At 76.7% G+C, this 25,486-nt stretch carries 24 protein-coding genes; 11 read left to right on the plus strand and 13 right to left on the minus strand.

What is annotated here, in order from left to right:
• Position 1: 1 nt before the first annotated feature.
• On the minus strand, positions 2–1,021 hold the full coding sequence (gene mshD, locus NHH00_RS19975; RefSeq protein WP_253055271.1) for a mycothiol synthase: 1,020 nt from the start codon (positions 1,019–1,021) through the stop codon (positions 2–4).
• A gap of 256 nt (positions 1,022–1,277) precedes the next feature.
• On the opposite strand from mshD, the gene NHH00_RS19980 reads away from it, so the two are divergent.
• Both NHH00_RS19980 and NHH00_RS19985 read left to right on the plus strand, forming a co-directional pair.
• Positions 1,278–2,408, plus strand: a complete 1,131-nt coding sequence (locus NHH00_RS19980; RefSeq protein WP_253055329.1) for an FAD-dependent oxidoreductase — start codon at positions 1,278–1,280, stop codon at positions 2,406–2,408.
• Between the two features lie 40 nt (positions 2,409–2,448).
• A complete protein-coding gene (locus NHH00_RS19985) occupies positions 2,449–3,822 on the plus strand; it encodes an MFS transporter (RefSeq protein WP_253055272.1) in 1,374 nt (457 codons plus the stop codon).
• 132 nt (positions 3,823–3,954) lie between these two features.
• On the opposite strand, the gene NHH00_RS19990 is transcribed toward NHH00_RS19985, so the two are convergent.
• The 5 genes from NHH00_RS19990 to NHH00_RS20010 all read right to left on the minus strand — a co-directional run bounded on the left by NHH00_RS19990 (position 3,955) and on the right by NHH00_RS20010 (position 10,852).
• Positions 3,955–4,926, minus strand: coding sequence for a pentapeptide repeat-containing protein (locus NHH00_RS19990; protein WP_253055273.1), 972 nt, complete (start codon positions 4,924–4,926; stop codon positions 3,955–3,957).
• 154 nt (positions 4,927–5,080) lie between these two features.
• Complete coding sequence (gene acs / locus NHH00_RS19995; protein ID WP_253055274.1) at positions 5,081–7,099, minus strand: acetate--CoA ligase; 2,019 nt, start codon at positions 7,097–7,099, stop codon at positions 5,081–5,083.
• A 232-nt stretch (positions 7,100–7,331) separates the two neighbouring features.
• Complete coding sequence (locus NHH00_RS20000; RefSeq protein WP_253055275.1) at positions 7,332–8,168, minus strand: TrmH family RNA methyltransferase; 837 nt, start codon at positions 8,166–8,168, stop codon at positions 7,332–7,334.
• A gap of 3 nt (positions 8,169–8,171) precedes the next feature.
• Positions 8,172–9,659, minus strand: coding sequence for an NAD-dependent malic enzyme (locus NHH00_RS20005; RefSeq protein ID WP_253055276.1), 1,488 nt, complete (start codon positions 9,657–9,659; stop codon positions 8,172–8,174).
• Positions 9,660–10,030: 371 nt separating this feature from the next.
• On the minus strand, positions 10,031–10,852 hold the full coding sequence (locus tag NHH00_RS20010) for an HAD family hydrolase (protein ID WP_253055277.1): 822 nt from the start codon (positions 10,850–10,852) through the stop codon (positions 10,031–10,033).
• 118 nt (positions 10,853–10,970) lie between these two features.
• On the opposite strand from NHH00_RS20010, the gene NHH00_RS20015 reads away from it, so the two are divergent.
• The 4 genes from NHH00_RS20015 to NHH00_RS20030 all read left to right on the plus strand — a co-directional run bounded on the left by NHH00_RS20015 (position 10,971) and on the right by NHH00_RS20030 (position 14,245).
• Positions 10,971–11,711: a pilus assembly protein FlpE gene (locus NHH00_RS20015; RefSeq protein WP_253055278.1), complete on the plus strand. Its 741-nt coding sequence runs from the start codon at positions 10,971–10,973 to the stop codon at positions 11,709–11,711.
• Positions 11,708–12,973: a TadA family conjugal transfer-associated ATPase gene (locus NHH00_RS20020; RefSeq protein WP_374615359.1), complete on the plus strand. Its 1,266-nt coding sequence runs from the start codon at positions 11,708–11,710 to the stop codon at positions 12,971–12,973. The genes NHH00_RS20015 and NHH00_RS20020 overlap by 4 nt, the downstream gene beginning before the upstream one ends.
• Positions 12,974–13,127: 154 nt before the next feature.
• Positions 13,128–13,631 (plus strand): hypothetical protein, encoded by a 504-nt coding sequence (locus NHH00_RS20025; protein WP_253055279.1) that lies wholly within the window; start codon positions 13,128–13,130, stop codon positions 13,629–13,631.
• Positions 13,628–14,245 carry a type II secretion system F family protein gene (locus tag NHH00_RS20030; protein WP_253055280.1) on the plus strand — a complete coding sequence of 206 codons (618 nt, stop codon included), beginning with the start codon at positions 13,628–13,630 and terminating at the stop codon, positions 14,243–14,245. The genes NHH00_RS20025 and NHH00_RS20030 overlap by 4 nt, the downstream gene beginning before the upstream one ends.
• A 59-nt stretch (positions 14,246–14,304) precedes the next feature.
• Here NHH00_RS20030 and NHH00_RS20035 read toward each other — a convergent pair whose 3' ends face one another.
• Positions 14,305–14,709, minus strand: coding sequence for a hypothetical protein (locus NHH00_RS20035; RefSeq protein WP_253055281.1), 405 nt, complete (start codon positions 14,707–14,709; stop codon positions 14,305–14,307).
• Between the two features lie 151 nt (positions 14,710–14,860).
• Between NHH00_RS20035 and NHH00_RS20040 the strand changes: the two genes are divergently transcribed.
• The 3 genes from NHH00_RS20040 to NHH00_RS20050 are packed head-to-tail and all read left to right on the plus strand — an operon-like array spanning position 14,861 to position 16,032.
• Positions 14,861–15,067 (plus strand): DUF4244 domain-containing protein, encoded by a 207-nt coding sequence (locus NHH00_RS20040; protein ID WP_308202353.1) that lies wholly within the window; start codon positions 14,861–14,863, stop codon positions 15,065–15,067.
• A gap of 3 nt (positions 15,068–15,070) precedes the next feature.
• On the plus strand, positions 15,071–15,568 hold the full coding sequence (locus tag NHH00_RS21200) for a TadE family type IV pilus minor pilin (RefSeq protein ID WP_308202354.1): 498 nt from the start codon (positions 15,071–15,073) through the stop codon (positions 15,566–15,568).
• Positions 15,565–16,032 carry an Rv3654c family TadE-like protein gene (locus NHH00_RS20050; RefSeq protein ID WP_253055282.1) on the plus strand — a complete coding sequence of 156 codons (468 nt, stop codon included), beginning with the start codon at positions 15,565–15,567 and terminating at the stop codon, positions 16,030–16,032. The genes NHH00_RS21200 and NHH00_RS20050 overlap by 4 nt, the downstream gene beginning before the upstream one ends.
• Positions 16,033–16,226: 194 nt before the next feature.
• Here the strand turns inward: NHH00_RS20050 and NHH00_RS20055 are convergent, their stop codons facing one another.
• Entirely contained in the window at positions 16,227–18,803 is a 2,577-nt protein-coding gene (locus NHH00_RS20055; RefSeq protein ID WP_253055283.1) for a DEAD/DEAH box helicase, read from the minus strand.
• A gap of 104 nt (positions 18,804–18,907) precedes the next feature.
• On the opposite strand from NHH00_RS20055, the gene NHH00_RS20060 reads away from it, so the two are divergent.
• Positions 18,908–19,555, plus strand: coding sequence for an SRPBCC family protein (locus tag NHH00_RS20060; RefSeq protein WP_253055284.1), 648 nt, complete (start codon positions 18,908–18,910; stop codon positions 19,553–19,555).
• Positions 19,556–19,631: 76 nt separating this feature from the next.
• Here the strand turns inward: NHH00_RS20060 and NHH00_RS20065 are convergent, their stop codons facing one another.
• The 3 genes from NHH00_RS20065 to NHH00_RS20075 are packed head-to-tail and all read right to left on the minus strand — an operon-like array spanning position 19,632 to position 22,390.
• Entirely contained in the window at positions 19,632–21,035 is a 1,404-nt protein-coding gene (locus tag NHH00_RS20065; RefSeq protein ID WP_374615362.1) for a M18 family aminopeptidase, read from the minus strand.
• 54 nt (positions 21,036–21,089) lie between these two features.
• Entirely contained in the window at positions 21,090–21,800 is a 711-nt protein-coding gene (locus tag NHH00_RS20070; RefSeq protein ID WP_253055285.1) for a hypothetical protein, read from the minus strand.
• Complete coding sequence (locus NHH00_RS20075; protein WP_253055286.1) at positions 21,797–22,390, minus strand: sigma-70 family RNA polymerase sigma factor; 594 nt, start codon at positions 22,388–22,390, stop codon at positions 21,797–21,799. Before NHH00_RS20075 ends, NHH00_RS20070 begins: the two co-directional genes overlap by 4 nt.
• Before the next feature lie 116 nt (positions 22,391–22,506).
• Between NHH00_RS20075 and NHH00_RS20080 the strand changes: the two genes are divergently transcribed.
• Entirely contained in the window at positions 22,507–23,337 is an 831-nt protein-coding gene (locus NHH00_RS20080) for an alpha/beta hydrolase (RefSeq protein ID WP_253055287.1), read from the plus strand.
• Between the two features lie 31 nt (positions 23,338–23,368).
• Here the strand turns inward: NHH00_RS20080 and NHH00_RS20085 are convergent, their stop codons facing one another.
• Entirely contained in the window at positions 23,369–24,790 is a 1,422-nt protein-coding gene (locus NHH00_RS20085; protein WP_253055288.1) for a hypothetical protein, read from the minus strand.
• Positions 24,787–25,350 (minus strand): sigma-70 family RNA polymerase sigma factor, encoded by a 564-nt coding sequence (locus tag NHH00_RS20090; RefSeq protein ID WP_253055289.1) that lies wholly within the window; start codon positions 25,348–25,350, stop codon positions 24,787–24,789. Before NHH00_RS20090 ends, NHH00_RS20085 begins: the two co-directional genes overlap by 4 nt.
• Positions 25,351–25,486 lie beyond the last annotated feature (136 nt).

A 25,486-nucleotide genomic window follows, 5' to 3' on the forward strand; every position in this document is an offset into this window, starting at 1 on the left:
GTCACCGCGCGGCCGGGCGCGCGTACTGCACGTGCACGGCGCGCCGCGTGAAGCCCGCGCGCTCGTACGTGCGGACGGCGGGCACGTTGTCGCCGTCCACGTAGAGGACCGCGGTCGTGGCGGCCCGGTCGGCGAGGTGCGCGAGCCCGACGGCGGTCAGCAGCCGGCCGAGACCCTCGCCCTGGGCGGTCGGGACGACCCCGACGACGTAGATCTCGCCCTCGCGCGCGCCGTCGGGCTGGCCGGTCGGGATCTTGGTCCAGACGAACCCGACGAGCTCGGGCGCCCCGTCGCCGGGCGCCGGGTCGCGCTCGAGGAGCAGGAGCCCGGCCGCGTCGAACCAGTCCTCGCGCATCCGGGCGCGTAGGTCGTCGACCGTGAGCCGGCCCTGTTCCGGGTGGTGCGCGAAGGCGAGCGCGTTCGCCCGGACCCACGCGTCGTCGTCGTCCCCGGGCACGAACGCGCGCAGCCGCAGGCCGTCGGGGACGGCGGGGCGCTCCTGCGGCCCGGCGAGCGGCCGTTCGAGGACCAGCAGCTCGCGCACGACGGCGTAGCCCGCCCGCGCGGCCAGGCCGCGGGCCGCGGGGAGGTCGCCGTGGGCCCACACCCGCAGCGGGGGGCGCGGCGCGCGGGCGGGCTCGCCGTCGGTCTCCGCGCCGGGGTGCGGCTGCCCGTCGTGGTCGGCGCCCCGGTCGCTCGGCCGCGGCTCGGCAGCGCGGTCCGCGGCGCTGCCGAGCAGGTGGAACCCGAGCCCGTGCCGGCGGTGCGCGGGGGCGACGACGAGCTCAGCGCTCGGTGCGTCGCCACGCTTGTCCACCTGTGCGTAGCCCGCGAGCTCGCCCGCGCGCCACGTGAGGAGGTGCACGACGTCGTCGGTCGCCTCGCGCAGGTTGAGCAGCGGCTGCTCGGAGAGGGGGGCGACGCCGTCCGCGCTCTCGGCCGCGGCGGCGAGCTCGTGGACCTGCGTGATCTCGACGTCGTCGATGAGCGGCCCGGTGTGCCAGAGGATCGCGGTCTCCACCGCCCCATCTTGCCCCCGGCGCCCGCGACCGGCCGAACCCGGCCCGTGCCGTGCCGAACCCGACGTTGCCCGTCGTCGAGCACGACATGGAGGACGCCATCGGCTCGACAACGCCCCTCATGTCGTGTTCGGCACATTGCTGGGTGGCGGGGAAGGTTCGGCGGGGCCGGGTCGTTGAGGGGGCGTGAGCCAGGTGACGGATGTGCGGGACGCGGTGGGCACGGGTGCGGGGGGCGCCGGTGGCCCGGTGGGCGCCGTGCGCGACGTCGTGGTCGTCGGGGCCGGGCAGGCGGGGCTCTCCGCCGCGTACCACCTGCGGCGCGCCGGGCTGGACCCGCTCGTGCTCGACGGCGGTCGTGGCCCGGGCGGGGCGTGGCGGGATCGCTGGGACTCGCTCACGATGGCCGAGACGCACGCCGTGCACGACCTCCCGGGCGTCCCGCTCCCGGCCGGCGACCCCGCGGAGCGCGCCAACGTCGCCGTTCCGCGCTACTACGCGGCGTACGAGCGCGAGAACGAACTGCGCGTCGTGCGCCCGGCCACGGTCGACGACGTGGTGGAGGACCCCGACGACCCCGCCCTGCTGCGCGTGCGCGCGACGGTCGGCGCCGGGCCGGACGCGCGCGGGCTCGTCGTGCGGACGCGCACCCTCGTCAACGCGACGGGCACGTGGACCCGGCCGTTCTGGCCCCGCTACCCGGGCATGGAGACGTTCCGCGGCCGCCAGCTCCACACGCACGACTTCCGCGCGGCCGAGGACTTCGCGGGGCAGCACGTCGTGGTCGTGGGCGGCGGGGCGTCCGCGACGCAGCTCCTGCTCCAGATCGCGCCGCACGCGTCCGGGACCACGTGGGTCACGCGCCGCGAACCGGTGTGGGTCGAGGAGGAGTTCTCGCCCGAGCTCGGTCGTGCGGCCGTCGCGCGCGTCGCCGAGCGGACCTCCGCCGGCCTCCCGCCGGGGAGCGTCGTCTCCGTGACGGGCCTCCCGCTCTCCCCGCGTTACCGCGCCGGGATCGCGAGCGGGGTGCTGCGGCGCCGGCCGGTGTTCGAGCGGGTCACGGCGTCGGGCGTCGAGTGGGCCGCGGGCGCGAACGACGACGGGCTGCTGTTCCAGCCCGCCGACGTCATCCTCTGGGCCACCGGGTTCCGCGCCGCGCTCGACCACCTCGCGCCGCTCGGCCTGCGCGCGCCCGGGGGCGGGATCGTCCTCGACGGCACGACGGCGGCCCGCGACCCCCGCGTGCAGCTCGTCGGGTACGGGCCCAGCGCGTCGACGATCGGCGCGAACCGGGCCGGTCGCGAGGCCGCGCGCGGCGTCCTGCGCGCTCTCGGGGCGAGCCCGCGGCGCGGCGGCGCGGCAGGATCTCGGCGTCCGGTGGCGGCGTAAGGGCTCGTCAGGGCCGCTCGCCGGGACCTACCGTGCTCCGGTGAGCACCGAGCAGCCCGCCCCCGAACCGGCGACCCCGTCCTCGGACGTCGGTTCCGACGTCCCCGTCCTCCCGACGCAGCGTCGCACCCTGACGACCCTCGCCGCGACGCAGGTGCTCTCGGGCGTGGGCGTCGCGAGCGGGATCGCGGTCGCGCCGCTCGTCGCGTCCGCGCTGTCCGGGTCGGACGCGATCGCGGGCCTCACCTCGACGTCCGGCGTCGTCGGTGCCGCCCTCGTCGCGCTGCCGCTCGCGCACGTGGCCGGACAGCGCGGGCGGCGGCCGTCCCTGCTCCTCGGGTTCGGCGTCGCGACCGGCGGAGCGGTCCTCGCGACCGTCGCCGTGCTCGTGGGCTCCTGGCCGCTGCTCGTCGTGGCCATGCTCCTCTTCGGGTCGGGGACCGCGGCCGGCCTCGCGTCGCGCTTCGCGGCGACCGACCTCGCGACGCCCCAGCGGCGGGCGCGCGACCTCTCCGTGGTGGTGTGGGCGACGACGGTCGGCTCCGTCGTCGGACCGACCCTCGCCGGGCTCGCGGACCGCGTCGCGGGACCCGGCCTGCGCCTGGGCGACGCGCACGCGCAGCACGGCTCGACGGCGCCGAGCGCGGCTCCGTTCGTCCTCGCGGCGGTCGCGTTCGCGCTGGCGGCCGTCGTCGTCGTGGTCTGGCTGCGGCCGGACCCGCTGCTCGCGTCGCGCGCGACGGCCGACGCGGTGTCCGACACGGGCCTGGGAGCGGCGCCGGGCGCCGGACCGGGAGACGGCAAGGGCTCGTCGTGGCGCGACGGCCTGCGCGCCGGGTGGGCCGTCGTGTCGGCCAGCCCGACGGCGCGCCTCGCTCTCGGCGCGATCGTCCTCAGCCACCTCGTCATGGTCGGGCTCATGTCCATGACGCCCGTCCACATGAACCACGGCGGGGCGACGCTCCAGGTCGTCGGGCTCGTCATCAGCGCGCACATCGCGGGCATGTACGCCCTGAGCCCGGTCGTCGGGTGGCTCGCGGACCGGGTCGGGCACGCGCGCGTCCTCTACGTCGGGGGCGCGCTGCTCCTCGCGGCCGCGGTCGTCGTCGCGGGCGCGCCGGGAGAGGACTCCGCGCGGCTGACGGTCGGCCTCGTGCTCCTGGGGCTCGGCTGGTCGTGCGGGCTCGTCGCCGGGTCGGCACTGCTCGTCGACGCGACGCCCGGGCCGTCGCGCACGTCCGTGCAGGGCCTCTCCGACCTCGCGATGAACGCGGGCGGCGCCGTCGGCGGCATCCTCGCCGGGGCGATCATCGGGTTCTCGTCGTACGGCGCGCTCGCCTGGGGTGCGGCGGCCCTCGTCGCCGTGTGCGCGGTGCTCGCGGCCCCGCTGGCACGGCGGGCCACCCTGCGCTGACAGCGTCCGCGCCGACTGCGTCCGCGCCGACCGCGTCCGCGCCGACCGCCGCCGAGATCGGCGCTCCCGGTCCAGATCGGCGGTCGCGGCTGCCGATCTCGGCAGGCAGTGCCGACGTCGCGGTGCGCCCGGTCAGGGGAGGAGCGCGGCGGGGAGGGTCGTGCGCTCGTCTCGGCGGACGGCGCCGGCCTGCGCCGGGGTGAGGAAGAGCGCACGCGCGAGGTCGGCGCCGCGCGCGTCGGCCCCGCGGAGGTCCGCTCCCAGGAGGTCGACGGCGTCCAGCCGGGAGCCGCGCAGGTCGGCGCCCAGCAGCAGCGCGCCCCGGAGGTCGGACCCGGTGAGGTCGAGCCCGCGCAGGTCGGCGCCGACGAGGTCCGCGCCGGGTCGCAGGCGGCGTCGCGCACCGGCGTCCGGCACCCGGTGCCCGACGGCGGCGCGCGGCGCCGTCGCCGGGCCGTGCCCCTCGGTCCGGCCTCGGCCGCGGGCGGACCGGGACCCGGCGCCGGCCGCGCCCGGAGGACGGCGGGACGCACTGGGCCGGGCGGCGTCGCGGACGAGCACGCTCGCGCGGTCGACCAGCGGCCCGACGTCGCGGCGGACGTCGCCGACGTCGAGCGCGAGGAGGTCCGCCGGGGCGAGGTCCGCGAGGGGTGCCGTCCGGTCGAGGGCCCGGCGCGCGTCGTCGTGCACGGGTGCCGCGGCGGGGAGCGACAGCACCTCGGCGAGGTACCAGAGCAGCTCGTGGAGCTGCGTGACGACGGGGAGCGCCGCGAACGCGTCGCGCGCGGCGGCCGGGTCGTCGCGCCAGGTCGCGCCGTCGTGCGCGGACCGGACGGACGCGGTCACGCGCTGGCCGGCCCCGAGGCAGTCGTACGCGACGCAGCCGGGGAACCCGGACTCGCGGAGCCGGGCGTGGATGCCGCAGCCGAAGTCGTCGCGCAGGTTCGGGCACGGGGCGCCCGCGGGCTTGTCGATCGCGAAGTCGGCGGAGCGCACGAGGTGGAGACCCACGCAGCACAGGCCGGTGCAGCGCGCGCAGTCGCTGCGCAGGCCGAGCTGCTCGACCAGGAGGGAACGACCGTCGGCCGCGGGAACGGGGATCACCTCCCGACGCTACGCCGTCCACGGGCCGTCGGGCACGGCCATATCGACGGGCGGGTGCCCGTCCACCGAGCACGACCCTGCCCGCGCACGAGAACGGGGTCGGTGTCGTTCTCGCGCGGAGAACGACACCGACCCCGTGGTCGGCGAAGGCCGGTCAGTCCTCGGACGACGACGGCTTCTGCAGGCCCGCCGAGATGAGGTCCATCACCGACGAGTCGGCGAGGGTCGTCGCGTCGCCGACGGTGCGGTTCTCCGCGACGTCGCGCAGCAGACGGCGCATGATCTTGCCGGACCGGGTCTTGGGCAGCTCCGGCACGACGAGGATGCGCTTCGGCTTGGCGATCGGGCCGATCTCCTTCGCGACGTGGTTGCGCAGCTCGGTCTGCACGGCCGCCGCGCCGTCGGCGTCGGACGCCCGGCCGGCGTGCTCGCCGCGCAGGATGACGAACGCCACGACGGCCTGGCCCGTGAGGTCGTCGCTCGCGCCCACGACCGCGGCCTCCGCGACGATCTCGTGCGAGACGAGCGCCGACTCGATCTCCGTGGTGGACAGGCGGTGCCCCGAGACGTTCATGACGTCGTCGACGCGGCCGAGCAGCCAGATGTCGCCGTCCTCGTCCTTCTTGGCGCCGTCGCCCGCGAAGTAGATGCCCGGGAAGCGCGACCAGTACGTGTCCGTGAAGCGCTCGAGGTCGCCCCAGATGCCGCGCAGCATCGACGGCCACGGCTCGGACAGCACGAGGTACCCGCCGCCGCCGTTCGGCACGGAGCGCGCCTCGTCGTCGACGACGTCCGCGACGATGCCCGGGAGCGGCACCTGGGCGGAGCCCGGCTTGGCGGCCGTGACGCCCGGCAGGGGCGAGATCATGATCGCGCCGGTCTCCGTCTGCCACCACGTGTCGACGATGGGCGTGCGATCGCCGCCGATGACGCGGCGGTACCACATCCACGCCTCGGGGTTGATGGGCTCGCCCACCGACCCGAGCACGCGCAGCGACGACAGGTCGAACTTCGCGGGGATCTCCTCGCCCCACTTCATGCACGCGCGGATCGCCGTCGGCGCGGTGTAGAGGATCGAGACCTTGTACTTCTCCACGATCTCCCACCAGCGGCCCTGGTGCGGGGAGTCCGGGGTGCCCTCGTAGATCACCTGGGTCGCGCCGTTGAGCAGCGGGCCGTAGACCACGTAGGAGTGGCCGGTGACCCAGCCGATGTCGGCCGTGCACCAGTAGACGTCGCTCTCGGCCTTGAGGTCGAAGACGTTGCGGTGCGTGTACGCGGACTGCGTGAGGTAGCCGCCGGTCGTGTGGAGGATGCCCTTGGGCTTCCCGGTCGTGCCGGACGTGTAGAGGATGAACAGCGGGTGCTCGGCCTCGACCCAGACCGGCGTGTGGGTCGTGTCGGCCGACTCGAGCGCGTCGTGCCACCACACGTCGCGGCCCTCGGTCCACGCGGTGTCCTGGCCGGTGCGGCGCACGACGAGCACGTGCTCGACCGTCGTCGGGTCCGCGCCCTCCTTCGGCGCGAGGGCCTCGTCGACCGCGGGCTTGAGCGCGGAGGCGGCGCCGCGGCGGTAGCCGCCGTCGGCCGTGATGACGAGCTTCGCCTCGGCGTCGGCGATGCGGCTGCGCAGCGCGTCCGCCGAGAACCCGCCGAACACGACCGAGTGCGGCGCACCGATCCGCGCGCACGCGAGCATGGCGACGACCGCCTCGACGATCATCGGCAGGTAGATGACGACCCGGTCGCCCGTCTCGACGCCGAGCGCGGCGAGCGCGTTGGCCGCGCGCGACACGTCGCGCTGCAGATCGGCGTACGTCACGGTGCGGGTGTCGCCCGGCTCGCCCTCGAAGTGGATCGCGACCCGGTCGCCCAGACCCGCCTCGACGTGGCGGTCGACCGCGTTGTACGCGGCGTTGAGCGTGCCGTCGGCGAACCAGCGCGCGACCGGCGCCTGCGACCAGTCGAGCGTCTCGGTGAAGGGCGTCCGCCAGGTGACGAGGTCGTTCGCCTGCCGTGCCCAGAACGCGAGCCGGTCGGCCCGCGCCTCCTCGTAGAGCTCGGGCTTCGCGTTCGCCTGCGCGGCGAACTCCGGGCTCGGCGGGAAGCTCCGGGTCTCGTGGAGGAGGTTCTCCAACCCGGGCTGGGCAGTGGTGGACTCGTTCTCTGGCACGCTGACCTCCGGTGCGCATCGACTCTGGTGCGGCGCCCGTGCGTGGGCCGCCGAGGGAGGGGCGGCGGGGCGCAGGGCGGTCGGACGCCCACGACGGTGGGCCCCGACCTTGGGGAGTCTAGACCCGTTGTCGTGAGCGCGGTCACAGGAGTCCATCATTCGGCGGGACCGCTCGCAAATGCCCGCCAGTGGTCGCCGTCGGCGTGGCAGAGGCTGCTCCGCCGTGGCGGCGTCAGCGGGACCGGCGCTGCCGGACGGCCTCGTACAGCACGACCGTCGTCGCGCTCGCGGCGTTGAGCGAGCTCGCCGAGCCGAGCATCGGGATGCTCACCATGACGTCGCACGCCTCGCGCCACCCGGCGCTGAGGCCGGTCGTCTCGTTGCCGGTGAGGACGAGCGTCGGGCCGGTGAGGTCGTGGTCCGCGAGCTCGACGTCGCCGTCCTCGTCCGTCCCGAGCAGGGTCAGGGGAACCCCGGCGGAGCGCTGCGCGGCGACCCAGTCGAGGACGTCGCGTCCCGCGGGGACGCGCACGGTCGGCACGGAGAAGATCGAGCCCGTGCTGGCGCGCACGGCGCGCGGGTCGTACGGGTCCGCGGCGTGCCCCGCGACGACCAGCCCGCCGCCGCCGAACGCGTCGAGCGAGCGTGCGACGGTCCCGACGTTGCCCGGGCTCGTGGGGCGGTCGAGCACGACGCCGAGGAACGCGGCGCCCTCGTCCCCGGCGGCACGGCCGCCGACGGCGATCCGCCCCAGGTCGTCGGGCGGCGTCGCGACGACGGCGAGCAGCTCCGGCGCGTCGTCGTCCTTGCCTCCGAGCTCGCGCATGAGCTCCGACGACACCGCGAACCGCCGGGTCCGGACGCGGTCGAGCATCGCGTGCGCCCAGCTCGACAGCGACCGGTCCGCGTCGACGAGCCAGGTCCGCACGGTCCAGCCCGACTCGACGGCGAGCGTGATCGGCCGCACGCCCTGGACGACCATCTCGCCCGCGCGGTGCCGCTTGGTGCGGTTGGTGAGCAGCGCCTCCCACTGCTGGAACGCCGCGTTGCGGGTGGTGACGCGCTGCACGGGTCAGGCCTCCGGGGTGGTCGTGGTCGGCGCGGCCGACGGGGATGCCGGCACGGGCGCGACGCGCGGGAGCCCGCCGGTGAGCGCGGCGGGCTCGGTCGCGTCCGCCGCGCGCGCTGCGCGCTCGACGGCCGCGGCGACGAGCGACGTCACCTCGGGGTTGAACACGCTCGGGATGATGTAGGTCGGGTTGAGCTGGTCCTCGTGGATCGCGGACGCCAGGGCGCGCGCGGCCGCGAGCAGCATGCCGTCGGTGATGCGGTGCGACTGCGCGTCGAGGAGGCCGCGGAACACGCCCGGGAACGCGAGGACGTTGTTGATCTGGTTCGCGAAGTCGGAGCGCCCGGTGCCGACGATCGCCGCGTGCCTCGCCGCGTCGACCGGGTCCACCTCGGGGCGCGGGTTCGCCATCGCGAAGACGATCGCGCCGGGCGCCATGCGCGCGACGTCGTCGCCCGTGAGGACGTCGGGCGCGGACACGCCGATGAAGACGTCCGCGTCGACGACGGCCTCGCGCAGCGTCCCCGTGACGTGGCGCGGGTTGGTGTTGACGGCGGTCCAGGCGAGCGACGGCGACAGGCCCGGCCGCGCGGGGTGGACGACGCCCTCGATGTCGGCGACGACGACGTCGTGCGCGCCCGCGGCGAGCAGGAGCTTGAGCACCGCGGTCCCGGCGGCGCCGGCGCCCGACAGCACGATGCGCACGTCGGGCAGGTCCTTGCCCACGACCTTCAGCGCGTTCGTCAGCGCCGCGAGCGCGACGATCGCCGTGCCGTGCTGGTCGTCGTGGAACACGGGGATGTCGAGCTCGGCGCGCAGCCGGGCCTCGATCTCGAAGCAGCGCGGCGCCGAGATGTCCTCGAGGTTGATGCCCGCGAACACGGGCGCGATGGCCTTGACGGTGCGCACGATCTCGTCGACGTCGGTCGTGTCGAGCGCGATGGGGAACGCGTCGATGTCCGCGAACCGCTTGAACAGCGCGGCCTTGCCCTCCATGACGGGCAGCGAGGCGAGCGGGCCGATGTCGCCCAGCCCGAGCACGGCCGAGCCGTCGGTGACCACGGCGATGGTGTTGCGCTTGATCGTGAGGCGGCGCGCGTCCTCGGGCTTGGCCGCGATGGCCTCGCACACGCGCGCGACGCCGGGCGTGTAGATCATCGACAGGTCGTCGCGGTTGCGGATCGGCACCTTGGACTCGATCTGCAGCTTGCCGCCCAGGTGCAGCAGGAACGTGCGGTCCGAGACGCGGTCCACGACGACGCCCGGCAGCGCGCGCAGCGCCTCGACGATCTGCCCGGCGTGCTCCTCGCCGCGCGTCGCGACCGTGACGTCGACCGTGATGCGCTCGTGGCCCGAGGCCGTGACGTCGAGGGCGGAGACGATCCCGCCGGTGTGCTCGATCGCCGTCGTCAGCTCGCTCACGGCGGTGGGGCGCGCCTCGACCTGGAGCCGGACGGTGATGGAGGAGGAGACACTCGGCGCTGACGTCATGGGCTCCAGTATCGCGCGGCGACCGCGCGCCCGGCACGACGACGGCGCCCCCTCAGGAGCGCCGTCCCGCCAGCACCGCGGCGGCTATCAGGCGTGCAACCGTGTCCGCTGCAACGGCGCGAGGTGGCCGTCGTGGCCGGGTCTCGTCCGGTCAGCGAGTCCCTACGTGGACTTCCTGCGCGTGGGTACCGCCGAGATGCTGTTGTCCCTCCATCACAGCCCGGGCGGCCGACGAGCGCAACCGCTCCGCGGGGACTTCCACACCGTGTTCTACGGGCGTTCGAACAGCCCGGAGCGGTTGGTCCGGGAGGTCCGGATCGGGCCCTTCGGCGGGCGGCGGGAGTCGTCTCGTGATCCCGGCCGCGCCCCGCTCAGCCGCGGCGGCGACGGCGCAGCGCGCGCCACGCGACCCACGCCACCACGCCGAGCGCGACGACCCCCGCCACGGCGAGGACCGGCGTCGACCCCGAGAGGTGCGACCGCAGGGCGACCGGCTTCGAGAACGTCAGCGCACCCCAGCCGTGCTCGGCGGCGAGCCGGCGCAGCGTCCGGTCGGGGTTGACGACGAACGCGTGCCCGACCGCGCCCAGCATCGGCGCGTCGGTCACCGAGTCGGAGTAGGCGTAGCTCGCCTCCAGGTCGTACCCCTCGTGCGCGGCGAGCTCGCGGATCGCGACGGCCTTGTTCTCGCCGTACGCGTAGAAGTCGATCGCGCCCGTGTACCGGCCGTCCTCGACCGCCATGCGCGACGAGATCGCGTGGTCGGCGCCCAGCACTGCGGCGATGGGCTCGACGACCTCGCTCCCGGAGGCGGACACGATGACGACGTCGTGCCCGTGCTCGTGGTGGGACTCGATGAGCTCGACCGCCTCCGCGTAGACGACGGGGTCGATGTGCTCGTGCAGCGTCTCCTCGACGATGCGCGACACCGTGGCGACGTCCCACCCGGTCACGAGGCTCGACAGGTGCGCGCGCATGCGCTCGGTCTGGTCCGCGTCGGCTCCGCCCACCATGAACAGGAAGTGCGCGTAGGCGCTGCGCAGCACGTCCCCGCGGTTGATGAGCCCGCCGGCGAAGAACGGCCGGGAGAACGCGGCGGCCGACGACGTCGCGATGATCGTCTTGTCGAGGTCGAAGAACGCGGCGACCCGGCCGGTGCGGGGCGGGTCCGTCGGGTCCGGGAGCGGGGTCACGGTCGCGAGCCTAGCCGCGGAACGTGGCCGTCCACAGGAGCGCTCGCCGGAGCACCCGTCCACAGGTCGCGGTTCCGCCCCGACGCCACCCGCCCGGTCACGGCAGGGTAGGTCGCCGGTGGACGGGCGGGGGGAGGACGCGATGGGCGGGGCGGTCGTGGCGGTGGTGGGAGCGCGCGGCGGCGCGGGCGCGAGCGTGGTCGCGTCGGCGCTCGCCCGCGCGGTGGCGCGACGTCGCGCACCCACGTGCCTGGTCGACCTCGCGCTCGTGGGCGGTGGGCTCGACGTGCTCCTCGGCATCGAGCAGGACCCGGGCGTGCGCTGGCCCGACCTGGCCGACGCGCGCGGCCGGCTCGACGGCGAGGACCTCCTCGCGCGCCTGCCGCGGTGGGGCACGGTCCCGGTCGTCAGCACCGAGCGCGGCGGCGGCCCGGAGCCCGCGGCGCTCGCGGACGTCGTGGCGGCGCTCGCCGAGGTCACGTCCGGCCGGTCGGGGGTGCTCGTGCTCGACGTCGACCGTGCCGCGCTCGGGCCTGGTGGTGCCGGCGGGGAGCTGCTCAGGGCGTGCGACGAGGTGCTGGTCGTGACGCCGCTCGACGTGGCCGGGGTCGCGGGCGCCGCGGCGGTGCGCGACCGGGTCCCCGGCCCGGCGGCGCTCGTCCTGCGCCGACCGGCTCCGGGTCGGTTGTCCGGCGGGGAGGTCGCGGACGCCGTCGGGCTCGGGGTCGCCGCGGCGGTCGGCTGGGACCGGGGGCTCGCCGCGGCGATCGAGCGCGGCCAGGGCCCGTGCGTCGGGCGCGGGCCGGTCGTGCGCGCGGGACGCGACCTCGCGGCGCGGTACGCGGGGAGCCTCGGGTGAGCGGGCGCGACCCGAGGCCGGGACGCTCGGAACGGGGGCGCGGCCCGCTGCTGGACGGCGTCCGGGACCGCCTCGTGCGGGCCGGCGCGGAGGCCGGCCTGGGCTCGGCGGGGCCTGACGACGCGGCCGTCGCCGACGCGCTGCGGGCGTCCGGGCGCGTGCTCGGCACGACCGCCCTGCGGGAGCTGACGCGCACGGCGCACGCGGAGATCTTCGGCGCCGGACCGCTCCAGCGCTACCTCGACGAGCCCGGGGTGACCGACGTGCTCGTCAACGGGCCCGACGAGGTCTGGGTCGACCGCGGCGCCGGGCTCGAACGCGTCGTCGTCCCGCTCGGAGGGCCGGAGGCCGTGCGATCGCTGGCCGTGCGGCTCGCCGTCGCGGGCGGGCAGCGACTCGACGACGCCTCGCCCGTGGTCGACGCCCGGCTGCCCGACGGGACGCGCCTCCATGCGGTGGTGGCTCCGGTGTGCGGGGCCGGGGCCGTGATCTCGCTGCGCGTGCTGCGGACGCGGACGTTCGGCCTGGCCGACCTCGTCGCGTCCGGCACGGTCCCGCACGCCTGGGAGCCGGTCCTGCGCCGGCTCGTCGCGGCGCGCGCGAGCGTGCTCGTCTCCGGCGGGACCGGGACCGGCAAGACGACGTTGCTCGCCGCGCTGCTCGCGCTCGTCCCGCCCGACGAGCGCATCGTCTGCGTCGAGGAGGCGCGCGAGCTCGACCCGGACCACCCGCACGTCGTCCCGCTCACGGCACGCCGGGCGAACGTCGAGGGCGCGGGCGGCGTCGACCTCGCCGACCTCGTGCGCGCCGCGCTGCGGATGCGCCCCGACCGCATCGTGCTGGGCGAGTGCCGCGGCGCGGAGGTGCGCGAGGTGCTCATGGCGCTCAACACCGGCCATGAGGGCGGGCTGGCGACCATCCACGCGAACGACGTCGAGGTGATCCCCGCGCGCCTGGAGGCGCTGGCGGCCCTCGCGGGGATGGACCGCGCCGCCGTGGCGGCGCAGGCCGCCGGCGGGCTCGACGTGGTGCTGCACCTGCGTCGGCTGCGCGCGGGCGGCACGACCCGGCGCGTGCTCGCCCAGATCGGCGTCGTGCGGAGCGACGAGCGGGATGGTCTGCGCGTGGACCTCGCGGGGTCGTGGGACGGCGCTCCGGTGCTTCCGGAGGGGCCGGACCGGGCCGACAGGTCGCCGGCCGATGGCACGGGGCCCGTCGCCGGCCCCGCGTGGGACGAGCTCCTGGCGCGGTGGTGCGCGTGAGGTTCACGTGACGGGCCTCGTCGGTGCGCTCGTCGGCGCCGCGGTCTGGTGCGCCGTAGCGCGAGGCGGACGCCCGGCCCGCAGCATCGTCGGCCGGTCCTCGCCGCGGACGGGGCGACCGGCGTTCCTGCGGCGCAGGTCCCGGGTGCGGGCCGTGCCGGAGCTCGTGCGCGTCGTCGTGACGCAGGTCGGGTCGCTCCTGCGGTCCGGGGCCGCGCCCGGCGCGGCGTGGGAGCGGGCGCTCGGGGTGCGGGTCGACGCCGCGGGCGTCCCCCGCGTCGTCGACCTCGCGCCGCACGTGGGCGGGCTCCCCACGGCGCGGGCCCTCGTGGCGGCGTGCCGGCTCGCGGTCGAGGTGGGCGCACCGCTGGCCCCGGTGCTCGACGAGGTCGCGGCGTCGGTGGCGGCGGACGCCGAGGCCCGCGCCGAGCGGGACGCCGCGCTCGCCGGGCCGCGGGCGACCGCGCGCGTGCTCCTGTGGCTCCCGGCGGTGGGCGTCCTGCTGGGCTACGTCCTCGGGGCCGACCCGCTCGGCACCGCGACCGACGGCGGCATCGGGTCCGTCGGGGTGATCCTCGGGCTCGTGCTCCTGCTCGCGGGGCGCACCTGGTCCGGGCGGCTCGTCGAGCGGGCGCGCGCTGCGGGGGAGGACCGGTGACCGCGCTCCTGGTGACGGCGTGGGTCCTGGTGGCGACCGCGCCGTGGTGGGCGGCGCGGGCGGCCGTCGTGCGGCGGGCCGTCGCGGTGTCGCGACAGCCGGAGAGCACCGCAGGCAGCCCCGGCGGGGCGACGGGCGAGGCGGAGCGGGAGGGACGGGGCGGAGGTCGAGGGCGACCGGACGACGGACCCCTCGAGACGGGCGTGCTCCTCGAGCTCCTCGCGGCGGCGGTCCGCTCCGGCGCAGCCGTCCCGCGCGCCCTGGACGTGGTCGGGGCGTGCGTCGGCGGTCGGGAGGGCGCCGCCCTGCGAGCCGCGGGCGCGGCGCTCCTCCTCGGCGCGTCGTGGGACGCCGCCTGGGCGACGGCGCCACCGCGGCTCGAGGTCGTGCGGCGCGCGCTGCGTCCGGCCTGGCTGCACGGCGCGGCCCCCGCGCCCGCGCTGCGCGCCGCGGCGCAGGCGTCGCGCCAGGACCGGACCGCCGCCGCCAAGGCCGCCGCGGCGCGCCTCGCCGTGCACCTCGTCCTCCCGCTCGGCGCGTGCTTCCTCCCGGCGTTCGTGCTCGTCGGGCTCGTGCCCGTCCTCGTCTCGCTGGGGTCGGGCCTGCTGGGTTGACGGTGAGCGTCGACCTCCCCGGTGCACGGGCGGCACTCGGCTACCCGGGTGGCACTCGGCTACCCGTGTGGCGCTCTGCGTGCGACGCGGAGGCCCGTGGCCCCCACGCCCGCGATCCCGACGCCGCCCAGGACGAGAGCGGCCGTCGTGATGCCGGGGAGGACCGCGCGCGACGTCCGCACCTCGCGGCCGTCGGGCAGGTGCCAGGCGCAGTCGACGCGGGCCGGCAGGACCGTGAACCGCCCCACCACGCGGTCGGTGTAGCCGTCGAACCCGGGCGGCGCCTGCTGCTCCAGCAGGCACGCGCTCGACGCGTCGTTCGCGTGCCGGTAGCGCACGACGGCGGTCGGGGCGAGCGCAGCGAGAACCGCGACGACGAGGCACAGGACGCCGCACACGAGGGTGACCAGGCTCGCGGGGTCGAGGCGTGCGGACCGCGCTGCACCCTCCGACGGTCGTGCCACGCCAGGATGCTACGCGCGTGGGCGTCCACAGGCCCGGATCGAGACGGTCCCGTCCACCGTCCGGTGTCAGCGCCGTGCGGGAGCGCGCTCGTGTGCGGCACGGTGGCGCCGCACGCCCGTGACCACGGGCCACGAGAAGGGGGAAGCACCCATGGCAGGACAGGGACGGCGCGCGCTCGCGCGTCTGACGGGACAGAGCGCGGGACAGGACGGCGAGGCCGGTCTCGCGACCGCGGAGTACGCGATCGCGACCGTGGCGGCGGCGGGCTTCGCCGGGTTGCTCATCGTCGTGCTCAAGAGCGGCGAGGTGCGCGAGCTGCTGCTCGGCATCGTGCGCAGCGCGCTGTCGCTGGGCTGAGCCGTGCGACGGGACGCAGGCTCGGGCACCGGTGCGTGGCGCGCGCCCCGGCCGTGGGCGCTCCGCCCGCACGAGGTCGGCCCGCACGAGGTCGGTTCGCCCGAGGTCCGCCCGCGCGAGGTCGGCTCGCCCGAGGTCGGCCAGTGCAAGGTCCGGTCGCGCGACGACCGGGAGCGTGGTGCGGTCACGGCCGAGCTCGCCGTCGCGCTGCCGGCGGTCGTCCTCGTCCTCGTCGTCGTCCTCACCCTCGCCGCGGCGGCGGGCGCGCAGATGCGCTCCGCCGACGCGGCGAGGGCCGCCGCCCGTGCCGCGGCCATCGGCGAGGACGACGCGACTGTACGCGCGACGGCGCTCCGGGTGGCGGGGGACGACGCGACCGTCGGCGTGACGCGCGGGGACCCGTGGGTGGAGGTCCGCGTCACGACGCCCGTCGTCGGCGGCTGGCTCTCCGGGTCGCCGCTGCGCGCGAGCGGGGAGGCCGTCGCGTGGGTCGAGCCATGACCCCGGACCGGAGCGTCGTCGGGACCAGCGCGCCCGCGCGTGCGTGGCCGGGACGCCGCACCGGTCGCCGCCCGGCCCGGGCCGGGACCGGGCGGCACGCCGGGGCGCCCGACGCGGAGCGCGGCGCGGGCACGGTGCTCGTGCTCGGGATCGTCGCGGCCGTGCTCGTGCTGGCCCTCGGTCTGGCGGCGCTCGCGCACGCCCAGGCAGCCCGCGGAGCGGCGCAGACCGGCGCCGACCTCGCGGCGCTCGCAGCCGCCACGGCCGCTCGGGACGGCTGGGACCCGTGCGACCGCGCCCGTGCGGTCGCGGCCCGCAACGCGGTGTCGGTCACGGCGTGCGCAGACCAGGGCGGCGGGGTCGTGCGGGTGGATGTCACCACGACGGTCGGCGTCACCGTCCTCGGTGTCGCGCTCGGCCGGGCGAGCGCCGCCGCACGCGCAGGCCCGGCGACCGCACGATGACCGCGGTTCGACCTCGCGCGACCGCGGTTCTCCCTCTCGCGACCACGGTTCTCCCTCGCGCAACCGCAGTTCTCCCTCGCGACCACAGTTCTCCTCGCGCAACCGCGGTTCTACCCCGCGCAACCGCGGTTCTACTCCGCGCAACCACGGTTCTCCCTCGCGGCACCCAGGTTCTCTCCCGTGGGGCCCCGGTCCTAGCTCTTGCGGCCGGGCTCCTCGCTCGTGGAGGCGGGGCCGTCGCTCGTGCGGTCGAGATCCTCGCCCGCCGGGGCGTGGGCGAGGACGGCGTCGAGCAGGCGGACGGCGGCGGCCTTCTCGAGCGGGGCGTTGTACGACCCGCACTTCGGCGACTGCACGCACGCCGGGCAGCCGTCGTGGCAGGGGCAGCGCGCGATGGCGTCGCGCGTCGCGCGGAGCCAGGTCGCGCCGAGCTCGAACCCGCGCTCGGCGAAGCCGGCCCCGCCGGGGTAGGCGTCGTGCACGAACACGGTCGCCTCGCCGGTGTCGGCGTGCAGCGCGGTGGAGACGCCGCCGAGGTCCCAGCGGTCGCACGTGGCGAGGAGCGGGAGCAGGCCGATCGACGCGTGCTCGGCGGCGTGCAGCGCGCCGGGCAGCTCGTCGGCGTCGACCTCCGCCTCCTCGATCACCGACTGCGGGACGGTCCACCACACGGCCATCGTGGGGAGCGTGCGCTCGGGGAGGTCCAGGGTCTCGGTGCCGAGCACCTGCATGTCCGGGAGGCGCCGGCGCTGGAAGCTCACGACCTGCGAGCACACGTCGACCGGGCCGTACCCCCAGCCGACGGGCCCCCAGCTCCGCTCGACGACCTCCCGCCCGGCGGCGACGTCCCCGTCCGCGGGCTCGTCGACGATCGTGATGGACGTCGCCGACCGCGACCACGTCCCGTGGTCGACGTCCTGGCGGCGCACGAGCGCGACGTGGTCGGCCAGGTCGAGGTGCTCCACGACGTAGGTGCGGCCCTGGTGGACGTACACCGCGCCGTCGTGCACGGACCCGTCCGCGGACGCGGCGTCGACCGTGCCGAGCAGCCGGCCGGTGCGCGCCTCGGCGACCCGCACGGGCGTGCCGCCCGAGCCGCGCAGGTCCGTCATGCCGGACGCGGGCTGCGCGTGCGTCCAGTACCACCCGGACGCGCGACGGCGCAGCGCGCCGCGGGCGACGAGCACGTCGAGGAGACCGCGCACGGCGTCGGGGTCGCCGAAGGCCGCGAGGTCCTCGGAGCGCAGCGGGTTCTCGGCCGCTGCCGCACACAGGTGGGGCGCGAGGACGTACGGGTTGGCGGGGTCGAACACGGTCGCCTCGAGCGGGGCGTCGAACACGGCCTCGGGGTGGTGCACGAGGAACGTGTCGAGCGGGTCCTCCCGTGCGACGAACGCGACGAGGCCGTCCGCGCCCGCGCGCCCGGCGCGGCCCGCCTGCTGCCACACGGACATGCGGGTGCCCGGCCAGCCCGCGATGAGGACGGCGTCGAGGCCGGAGATGTCGACGCCGAGCTCGAGCGCGTTGGTCGTCGCGAGGCCCAGGACGTCGCCCGTGCGCACGGCGTCCTCGAGCTCGCGCCGCTCCTCGGGCAGGTACCCGCCCCGGTAGGCGGCGACGCGCCGCACGAGCCGCGGGTCGACGACGCGCACGCTGTCCTGCGTCTGGACCGCGACCGACTCCGCCCCGCGGCGCGAGCGCGTGAATGCGAGCGTGCGCGCGCCCGCGATGACGAGGTCCGCGAGCAGGTCCGCGACCTCGGCCGTCGCGCTGCGCCGCGGGTGCTCGGCTGCGGCGTCCACGGCCGTCGGGACCGTCGGGTCGTCGTCGTGGTGCCCCTCGGCGGGACCGGCGTCGGTGGCCGCGTCGAAGCCCACGACGACGGGCGGCTCCCACAGCGCGAACGTCTTGCGCCCCGCGGGCGACGTGTCCTGCGCGACCGTCACGACGTCGTCGGGCTCGACGCCCACGAGGCGTGCGGCGCTCGTCGCAGGGTCGGCGGTCGTGGCCGACGCGACGACGAACGTCAGCGGCCGGTCGCCCTCGCGCGCGTAGTGCGCGGCGAGGCGCCGCAGCCGCCGCAGGACGAGCGAGACGTGGGCGCCGAACACCCCGCGGTAGGCGTGGCCCTCGTCCACGACGACGTACCGGAGGTCACGCAGGAGCCGGGACCAGCCGCGATGGTTCGGCAGGAGCGCGAAGTGCAGGAAGTCCGGGTTGGTGAGCACGACGTCGGCGTGCTCGCGGACCCAGCGCCGCTCGTCCTGCCCGGTGTCGCCGTCGCACGTCGCGACCCGCACGTCGCGCGTCCCGGCGGCGTCGAGCAGCCGCTGGAGCCCCGAGAGCTGGTCGGCGGCGAGCGCCTTGGTGGGCGAGAGGTAGAGCACGGCGCCGCGTCGGGCGACCGACTCGATGCGGCCGGGGTCGAGGAGGCGCGCGGCGGCGTCGGCCCGGACCGAGGAGAGGGCGGGGAGCCAGAACGCGAGCGACTTGCCGGAGCCCGTCGAGGTGGCGAGCGCGACGTGCCGGCCCGACCACGCGGCGTCGGCCGCCGCGACCTGGTGCTCCCACGGGCGGTCGACGCCGAGCGCGCGGTAGCCGGCGACGAGCGACGCGTCGGCCCACGCCGGCCACTCGGCCTGGGTGCCGGCCCGCGCGGGCAGCTCGCGCACGTGCAGCAGCCGTTCGTCGCGTCGCCCGCCCGCGCGCAGCACGTCGAGCAGGGCCGCGCTCGTCGGTCGCAGGGAGGTGGGGGAGGGGGCGTGCGGCACGCCTCCGAGTCTCCCACCTCCGGCCCATCCTTCGGCCCGACGGCGGCCGTGCGCGGGACCTCCGGCCCTCGCGCGGCGCGCACCGCGCGGCCGAGGATCGACGCATGGGAGCGGTGCGCGGGGTCCGGGTCGTGGCGACGACGGCGCTGGCCGTCGGGGCGCTCCTGCTCACCCGGCGCATGACCCAGACGTGGGGCACGTGGGAGGGCGAGCACGAGTGCGTGCTCCCGGGCGACGACCTCGTGCCCGACGCGCGTGCCGTCGTCGCGACGCGGGCGGTCACGGTCGACGCTCCGCCGGCGCAGGTCTGGCCGTGGCTCGTGCAGCTCGGCCAGGGCCGCGGGGGCTTCTACTCCTACGACGCGCTCGAGAACCTCGTGGGGCTGGGCATCCGGAGCGCGGACGCGATCGAGGAGCGCTGGCAGGGGCTAGCGGTCGGCGACGACGTCCACCTCGCCGACGAGGTCGCCCTGCGCGTCGCGCTCCTGGAGCCGGGCTCGCACCTCGTGCTGCGCGGCGCCCCCGGGCCGGGCCAGCCGGACACGATGCCGTTCCGTTTCTCGTGGGCGTTCGTCGTCCGCCCGCTCCCGCCGGCGGTGGACGGCACACCGAGGTCGCGCCTGCTGGTCCGCGAGCGCTACGTCCCGCTCGGTGCCGCAGGCAGAGCCACGGTCGAGGCGCTCCAGCCGGTGAGCTTCCTCATGACGCAGAAGATGCTGCGCGGCATCCGCGCCCGCGCCGACCGCGGCTGACGCGGAACGAGCCACTCGCCGCCCCCGCCCCCGCTACCGCGGGGACTGCCGACGCGGCTGGGGAGGGGGAGGGACGTCAGCCGCGGAAGATCTCCGTCACCACGCGGGAGAGGTACCACGGGTCGACGACCGCCGTCAGCTCGCGCGCGGAGTGCATCGAGAGGATGGGGACGCCGACGTCGACCGTGCGGATGCCGAGGCGGGTCGCCGTGAGCGGGCCGATCGTCGAGCCGCACGGCACGGTGTTCTTGGACACGAACTCCTGGCTCGGCACGCCCGCCCGTGCGCAGGCCCGCGCCCAGGCCGCGGCGCCGTGCGCGTCGGTCGTGTAGCGCTGGTTCGCGTTGATCTTGAGGATCGGCCCGCCGCCCGCGAGCGGTCGGTTCGCGGGGTCGTGGCGCTCCGGGTAGTTGGGGTGCACCGAGTGCCCGACGTCGCTCGACACGCACAGCGAGGCGGCGAGCTGGCGGTGCCGCTCCTCGGGCGTCGCGCCGAGGCCGGTCGCGATCCGGTCGAGCACGTCCGCGAGGAACGGGCCCGACGCGCCGGAGCGTGACTCGGAGCCGATCTCCTCGTGGTCGAACGCCGCGAGCACGGGGATCACGTCCCCCTCGACGGGGGCGTCCGGCGTCCCGGCGACCTCGAGCAGCGCGACGAGCCCGGCGTGCACGGAGAGCAGGTTGTCGAGACGGCCCGACGCGAGGAACGCGCCGTGCGCGCCGAACACGCGCGGCGCCTGCGTGTCCGCGACGACGACGTCGTAGCCCGCGACCTCGCTCGCCCGGACGCCCGCGTGGTGCGCGAGCTCGGCGACGACGTCCCCGCCGCCCGGCCCGGCACCCGCGCCCACCGCGTCCGACCCCGCCGGGCCGGCCGCCGACGCCAGCCCCCACACCGGCTGCGTGTGCTGCTGCTTGTCGAGCGCGAGCCCGTCGTTCGCGGCGCGGTCGAGGTGGATCGCGAGCTGCGGGATGCGCAGCAGCGGCCCCGTGCGCACGAGGTGCTCCACGCCGTCGGACGTCACCAGGCGCCCGGCGAGCTCCAGCTCGCGGTCGAGCCACGAGTTGAGCAGCGGCCCGCCGTAGATCTCGACGCCCGCCTGCCACCAGCCCTCGCGCACGACGCCGGGCCGCGGCTTGAGCTTGAAGCCGGGAGAGTCGGTGTGGGCGCCGAGGATCGCGAACGGCGTCGTCGCGGTCGCGCCCGCGGGGACCGCCCAGGCGATCACCGCACCGTCCCGCACGACGACGTACCGCCCGCCCGCGCGCCCGTCGCCCTCGCTGCCGGTCGCCGGCGGCCACGCCGCCGTCTCGTCGAGCCGCTCGAAGCCGGTGGCCTCCAGGCGGCGCGCGACCTCGTGGGCCGCGTGGTACGACGACGGGGACGCCTCGACGAACGTCGCGAGCTCTTGGGCGTGCGCACGCGCGCGGTCGTGAGGGGTCGGGTCGGTCACGGCGGCGGGTGCGGTCGGTGAGGTCACCCGCCCATCATCGCCCACGGCGGGGTCCTCGCCCCGGGTCGCTGCCGGGAAGAGTCACCCGACGACGACCTCGAACGGTGCGCTGACGATCGACGTGGACGTGCCGGTCGTGCCCTGCCAGGCGTCGAGGTCGGCGGCGCTCCCGAGCGCGTCGACCTCGAGCACGTAGTAGCCGGTGTAGGTGCCGGGTGCGAGCGTGCCGCCGTCGCACGGACTCGGCGGGGTGATGCCGAAGGGCTGGCGCTCCCCGGACGCGAGGTCGATCGGGTGGAACGGGGCGGGCTCCATCATCGGCACGGCGACGACCACCGCGTCGTCGACGAGCACCGTGCGTGCGAAACCGTTCGACGCCGCGACGAACGGCTCCTCGCCGTGGTTCGTGAGCTCGAGGGACCCGACGTCTCCTTCCTGCACGCCGGGGACCCCGGCGCCGCCCGGCCCGGTGAGCGTGAGCGTCGTCGTGGCGGCGAGGTCCGCCTCGGGAGTCCCGCACGCGACGGTCGTCCCGACGAGCGGTGCGACGACCTCCGGAGGAGCGGACGTGGCCGCGGGCGGGGGTTCGGTGGCACGCCATCCCGGGAGTCCCAGCGACACGGCCGCGACGCCGACCCCCACGACGCCGGCCGTCACGATCCCGGCCGTCGCGGTGCGGCGGACGCGTCGTCCGCGGCGGACCCGGTGCTGGACGTCGGCGAGCGGCAGCACGACGCCCTCGCGTCGTGGCGTGTCGGCGAGTTCGTGGAGGGAGTCGTCGAGGCGGGTCATGCGTCTGCCCTCCGAGGCGTGGTCGGGGCGTGGGGAGTCACGAGCCCGACCTGGTCGTCGGTGTCGTCGTCCGCCGCGTCGTCGAGGGGGCCCAGGAGGGTCTCGAGCTTGCCGACGGCGTTGTGCAGGTAGCGCTTGACCGTCCCCACGGAGAGCCCGAGGTGCTCGGCGATCCGCGGGACGGTGAGGTCGTCGTAGTAGCGCAGCACGACGCACGCGCGCTCCTGCGGCGCGAGCGCGCGCAGCGCGTCGCGGACGTCGGCGGAGGTGTCGGCGGCGTCCGCCGGGCCGTCCCGGTGCGGGGGAACGGCGACGAGGTGCTCGACGTCGCGCCAGCGTCGGGAGCGCCGGTACCCGTCGACGTACAGCGAGAGGATGGCACGGCGCACGTACGACTCGGGTGCGTCGGGCCATCGGTGGCGTCGGGACCGGACGAACACGCGGACCACGGCCTCCTGCGCGAGGTCCTCGGCGGCGGAGACGTCCCCGGTGAGGAGGTACGCGTAGCCCACGAGCGCGCTGCCGCGGTCCCGCACGAGCACCGTGAGCGGGTCGTCGGCGGGGCGGTCCTGGCCGGTCGCTGGTCGCACGGTCCTCCTCGAGGTGGGACGTCGCGGGTGCGTTCGTCCTGTCGCACCATGAGACGAGCGGCGCCCGCGAAACGTTGTACCGCGCGGGGCGCGGGCCTGCTCCCTAGGGTGGGTCCGTGAGCGCAGGCCGAGGAGCGGACGCGCCGGACCGCGCGACGACCTGGGTCGTCCTCCCCGGGCTGGCGCTGACGCCCGAGGACTTCGCGCCGCTGGCGGGCGAGCTCCGAGACGCCGCGCGCACCGACGACGTGCGCGTCCTGGACGCGTGGCGCACGCCGGTCACCGGGCCGGTCGACGCGGTGCGGACGGCCCTGCGGTTGGACGGCTCCGGACCGGTGGACCTCGTCGGTCACTCCGTGGGCGGGCTCGCCGCGCTGGAGTGGGCGCTGCTGCACCCGGGCGAGGTGCGCCGCCTCGTGCTCCTGGACCCGACGAGCCCGTGGGAGCCGCACCTCCCGGCCCTGCACCCGGGGCGGCCGACCGCCCGGGCGGGGGACGCGGCGGCTGCGATGGTCGGCAGCGCGCTCGCGACGGCCGGACCGGCCCTGCGGCGCGGGGCGGTGCGGGTCGTCGCCCGTCGCGCGGACCCGCTCCCGCGCGACGTGGCGCGGGTGCGCTACGGGAGCGCGAGCACCTGGACGATGCTCGCCCACGAGTGGTTCGCGAGCTGGGAGCAGGCGCCGCGGGTGCGCGCGCTGCTCGACTCAGGGCGCTCCCTGTCCACGGCGGCGGACCCGTTGCTCGTCACGGGTCTGCGCGGGAGCGCGCGGTTCCTGCGCCAGCAGCGCGAGCTGTCCGACCGGCTCGCCCTCCCGCGCGTCGGGCTCGCGGGCGAGGGGCACCTGTTCCCGCTCACCCGGCCCGACGTCGTCGCCCGCCTCGCTGCGGGCGCTCACCGCACGGAGCGGCGGACGCCGGGCGCGCCGCACGGGCACGCCCGGCCCTGACCGGCCCCTGACCGGCCCGGATCGGCGCCGGTCAGGTGATCGTCAGCCGGACCGGTGCCGAGACGAGCCAGCCCTTGTAGAGGCTCCCGCCCGCGGTCTCGGCGCCCCACGACCCGTCGACCTGCTGCAGGGCGTACCGCGTGATCATCCACGGGTGCACGACCTGCACCGTGTACTCGCCGGGCGGCAGCGACGCGTCCGAGGGCAGCCCCCACTCGCATGCCACCGCGGTGGTGACGACGTGGTCGAGCGGCTCGGTCGCGCCCGGCTCGAGGACGGCGTACGCCTCGGAGTCGGTGGCCGGCACGGTCGAGCTGACGATCACCCCGTCCTGGGCGACGACGTACGCCCGGAGCCAGCGGAAGTCGACCGTCTCGGTGCGCGCCGTGGGGAGCCCGGCGAGCCGGGCGGCGAGGGTGACCTCGGTCCCGCCCGCCACCGAGAGGGCCCCGGGGGTCTCGAGCCGTGCGAGGAGCTCGTCGCCGGTCGGGGCGGGCGCGGGCATGCCGCACTGGAGGTCCTCGTACGACGGCGCTGCGGGGAACGTCGTCGTCGGGCCGGTGAAGGCCCCGGGCACCGGGTCCGGGGTCTGCGAGGACGCGGACGGTCCCGCGTCGGGGTCGGCCGAGACCGTGAACGGCACCGACGGCGTCACGAGCCAGCCGTCGAAGAGCGGCTCGCTCGACCCGTCGGCGGCGGTCACGGGCTCGCCCCAGGCGCCGTCGCGCTCCAGCGCGTACGACGACACGACCCAGGGGACGACGACCGCGAGCTCGTAGTCGCCCGGCGGCAGCGAGGGCGAGTGCTCGGTGTCACCGTCGGGGTCGCACGAGGCGAACGAGTCGACCGAGGTGGCGAGGTCGAGCACGTCGCCCTCGGCGAGGTCGACCGGCGTCGCGCCGTCGAGGTTCGTGGGCGTCAGGGACGACACGACGAGGCCGTCCTGCACGACGACGTACCCGGTGAGCCCGGCCGGGTCCAGGACGCTCACGCGCGCGGCCGGGTCGACGGACACGCGCCCCGTGACCTCGACGAGGTCGGGGGACGCCACGGTGACGGCGGCCGGGTCGACCGACGCCGTCGCCAGCACGTCGGTGCTCGTCGCCGTGGGTGCGGGCGCGCCGCACCGGAGCGCGTCGGTCGTGACGGGAGAGGGGAACGCGGGCCGGTACGTGGATGCCGGGCTCGGCGTGGGCTCGGGGGTCGGGGCGGGAGCGGGCAGGACGGGGCGCGGGTCCTCGGCGAGCAGGGCGTTCGCGCCGACGCCCGCGGCGGCGACGGCGAGCACGGCGGCCGCGCCGACCAGGACGGCACGGCGACGGCGGACGTGGCGCACGCCGTCGCGGACGAGACCGGCGGACGTCGCGTCGTCGGTCTGGGGGACCACCTCGTCGGCGACCGACCGCAGCACGACGTCGAGGTCGACGGGGCCGGGGTTCGTGGGGCGGTTCATCGCGCACCTCCAGGGGCGGACGGGGCGCTCCCGCGGACGGGAGCCGTGACGGGCAGGTCGTCGTCGGCGACGCGCAGCGGGCCGAGCCGCGCCGCGAGCTTCGCGTTCGCGTCGCTCAGGTACCGCTTGACGGCGCCCTCGCTCAGCGCGAGCCGTTCGGCGACGTCCCGGACGGTGAGGTCGGAGAAGTAGCGCAGGACGACGCACGCGCGCTCGCGGGGCGCGAGCGCGCCGAGCGCCTCGACGACGTCGACACGCGCCTGGACGACGGGCTCGACGCGGTCGGTGGGGACGGGCGGGGCGAGCAGGTGGCGCACGCCGTCCCAGCGGCGCCGCCGTCGGGTGCCGTCGAGGAACCCGCTGAGGACCGCGCGTCGCACGTAGCTCTCGGCGAGCGCGAAGTCGGTCGCCCCGCGGCCCCGCCGGAACGTCCGGAACAGGGCGTCCTGCACGAGGTCCTCCGCCTCCGTGACGTCTCCCGTCAAGAGATAGGCGTAGCCCACGAGGGCACGACGCCGTGTGCGGACGATCTCGTCCAGCACCTCTTCCCATCGCGCCATCGCGACCGCCTCCCCCGCTCCTGGAACCACTCTTGCCCTTCTCAACGACGGGGTCGAGGGTTTCGTTGGGGTGGCGGAGCTCGCGGTTCGGGGCGGCTCACGACCGGTCGGTGCGCCGCGTTTGTGACGTCCTGCA

This window comes from Cellulosimicrobium cellulans, assembly GCF_024124905.1.
GTDB classification, from domain to species: Bacteria; Actinomycetota; Actinomycetes; order Actinomycetales; family Cellulomonadaceae; genus Cellulosimicrobium; species Cellulosimicrobium cellulans_G.

Coding starts and splice junctions, on each gene's coding strand:
- NHH00_RS20060 (WP_253055284.1), top strand. CDS start 18,908: ATGGGAGCGGTGCGCGGGGTCCGGGTCGTGGCGACGACGGCGCTGGCC.
- NHH00_RS20050 (WP_253055282.1), top strand. CDS start 15,565: ATGACCCCGGACCGGAGCGTCGTCGGGACCAGCGCGCCCGCGCGTGCG.
- NHH00_RS20085 (WP_253055288.1), bottom strand. CDS start 24,790: ATGAACCGCCCCACGAACCCCGGCCCCGTCGACCTCGACGTCGTGCTG.
- NHH00_RS20040 (WP_308202353.1), top strand. CDS start 14,861: ATGGCAGGACAGGGACGGCGCGCGCTCGCGCGTCTGACGGGACAGAGC.
- NHH00_RS20070 (WP_253055285.1), bottom strand. CDS start 21,800: ATGACCCGCCTCGACGACTCCCTCCACGAACTCGCCGACACGCCACGA.
- NHH00_RS20090 (WP_253055289.1), bottom strand. CDS start 25,350: ATGGCGCGATGGGAAGAGGTGCTGGACGAGATCGTCCGCACACGGCGT.
- NHH00_RS20005 (WP_253055276.1), bottom strand. CDS start 9,659: ATGACGTCAGCGCCGAGTGTCTCCTCCTCCATCACCGTCCGGCTCCAG.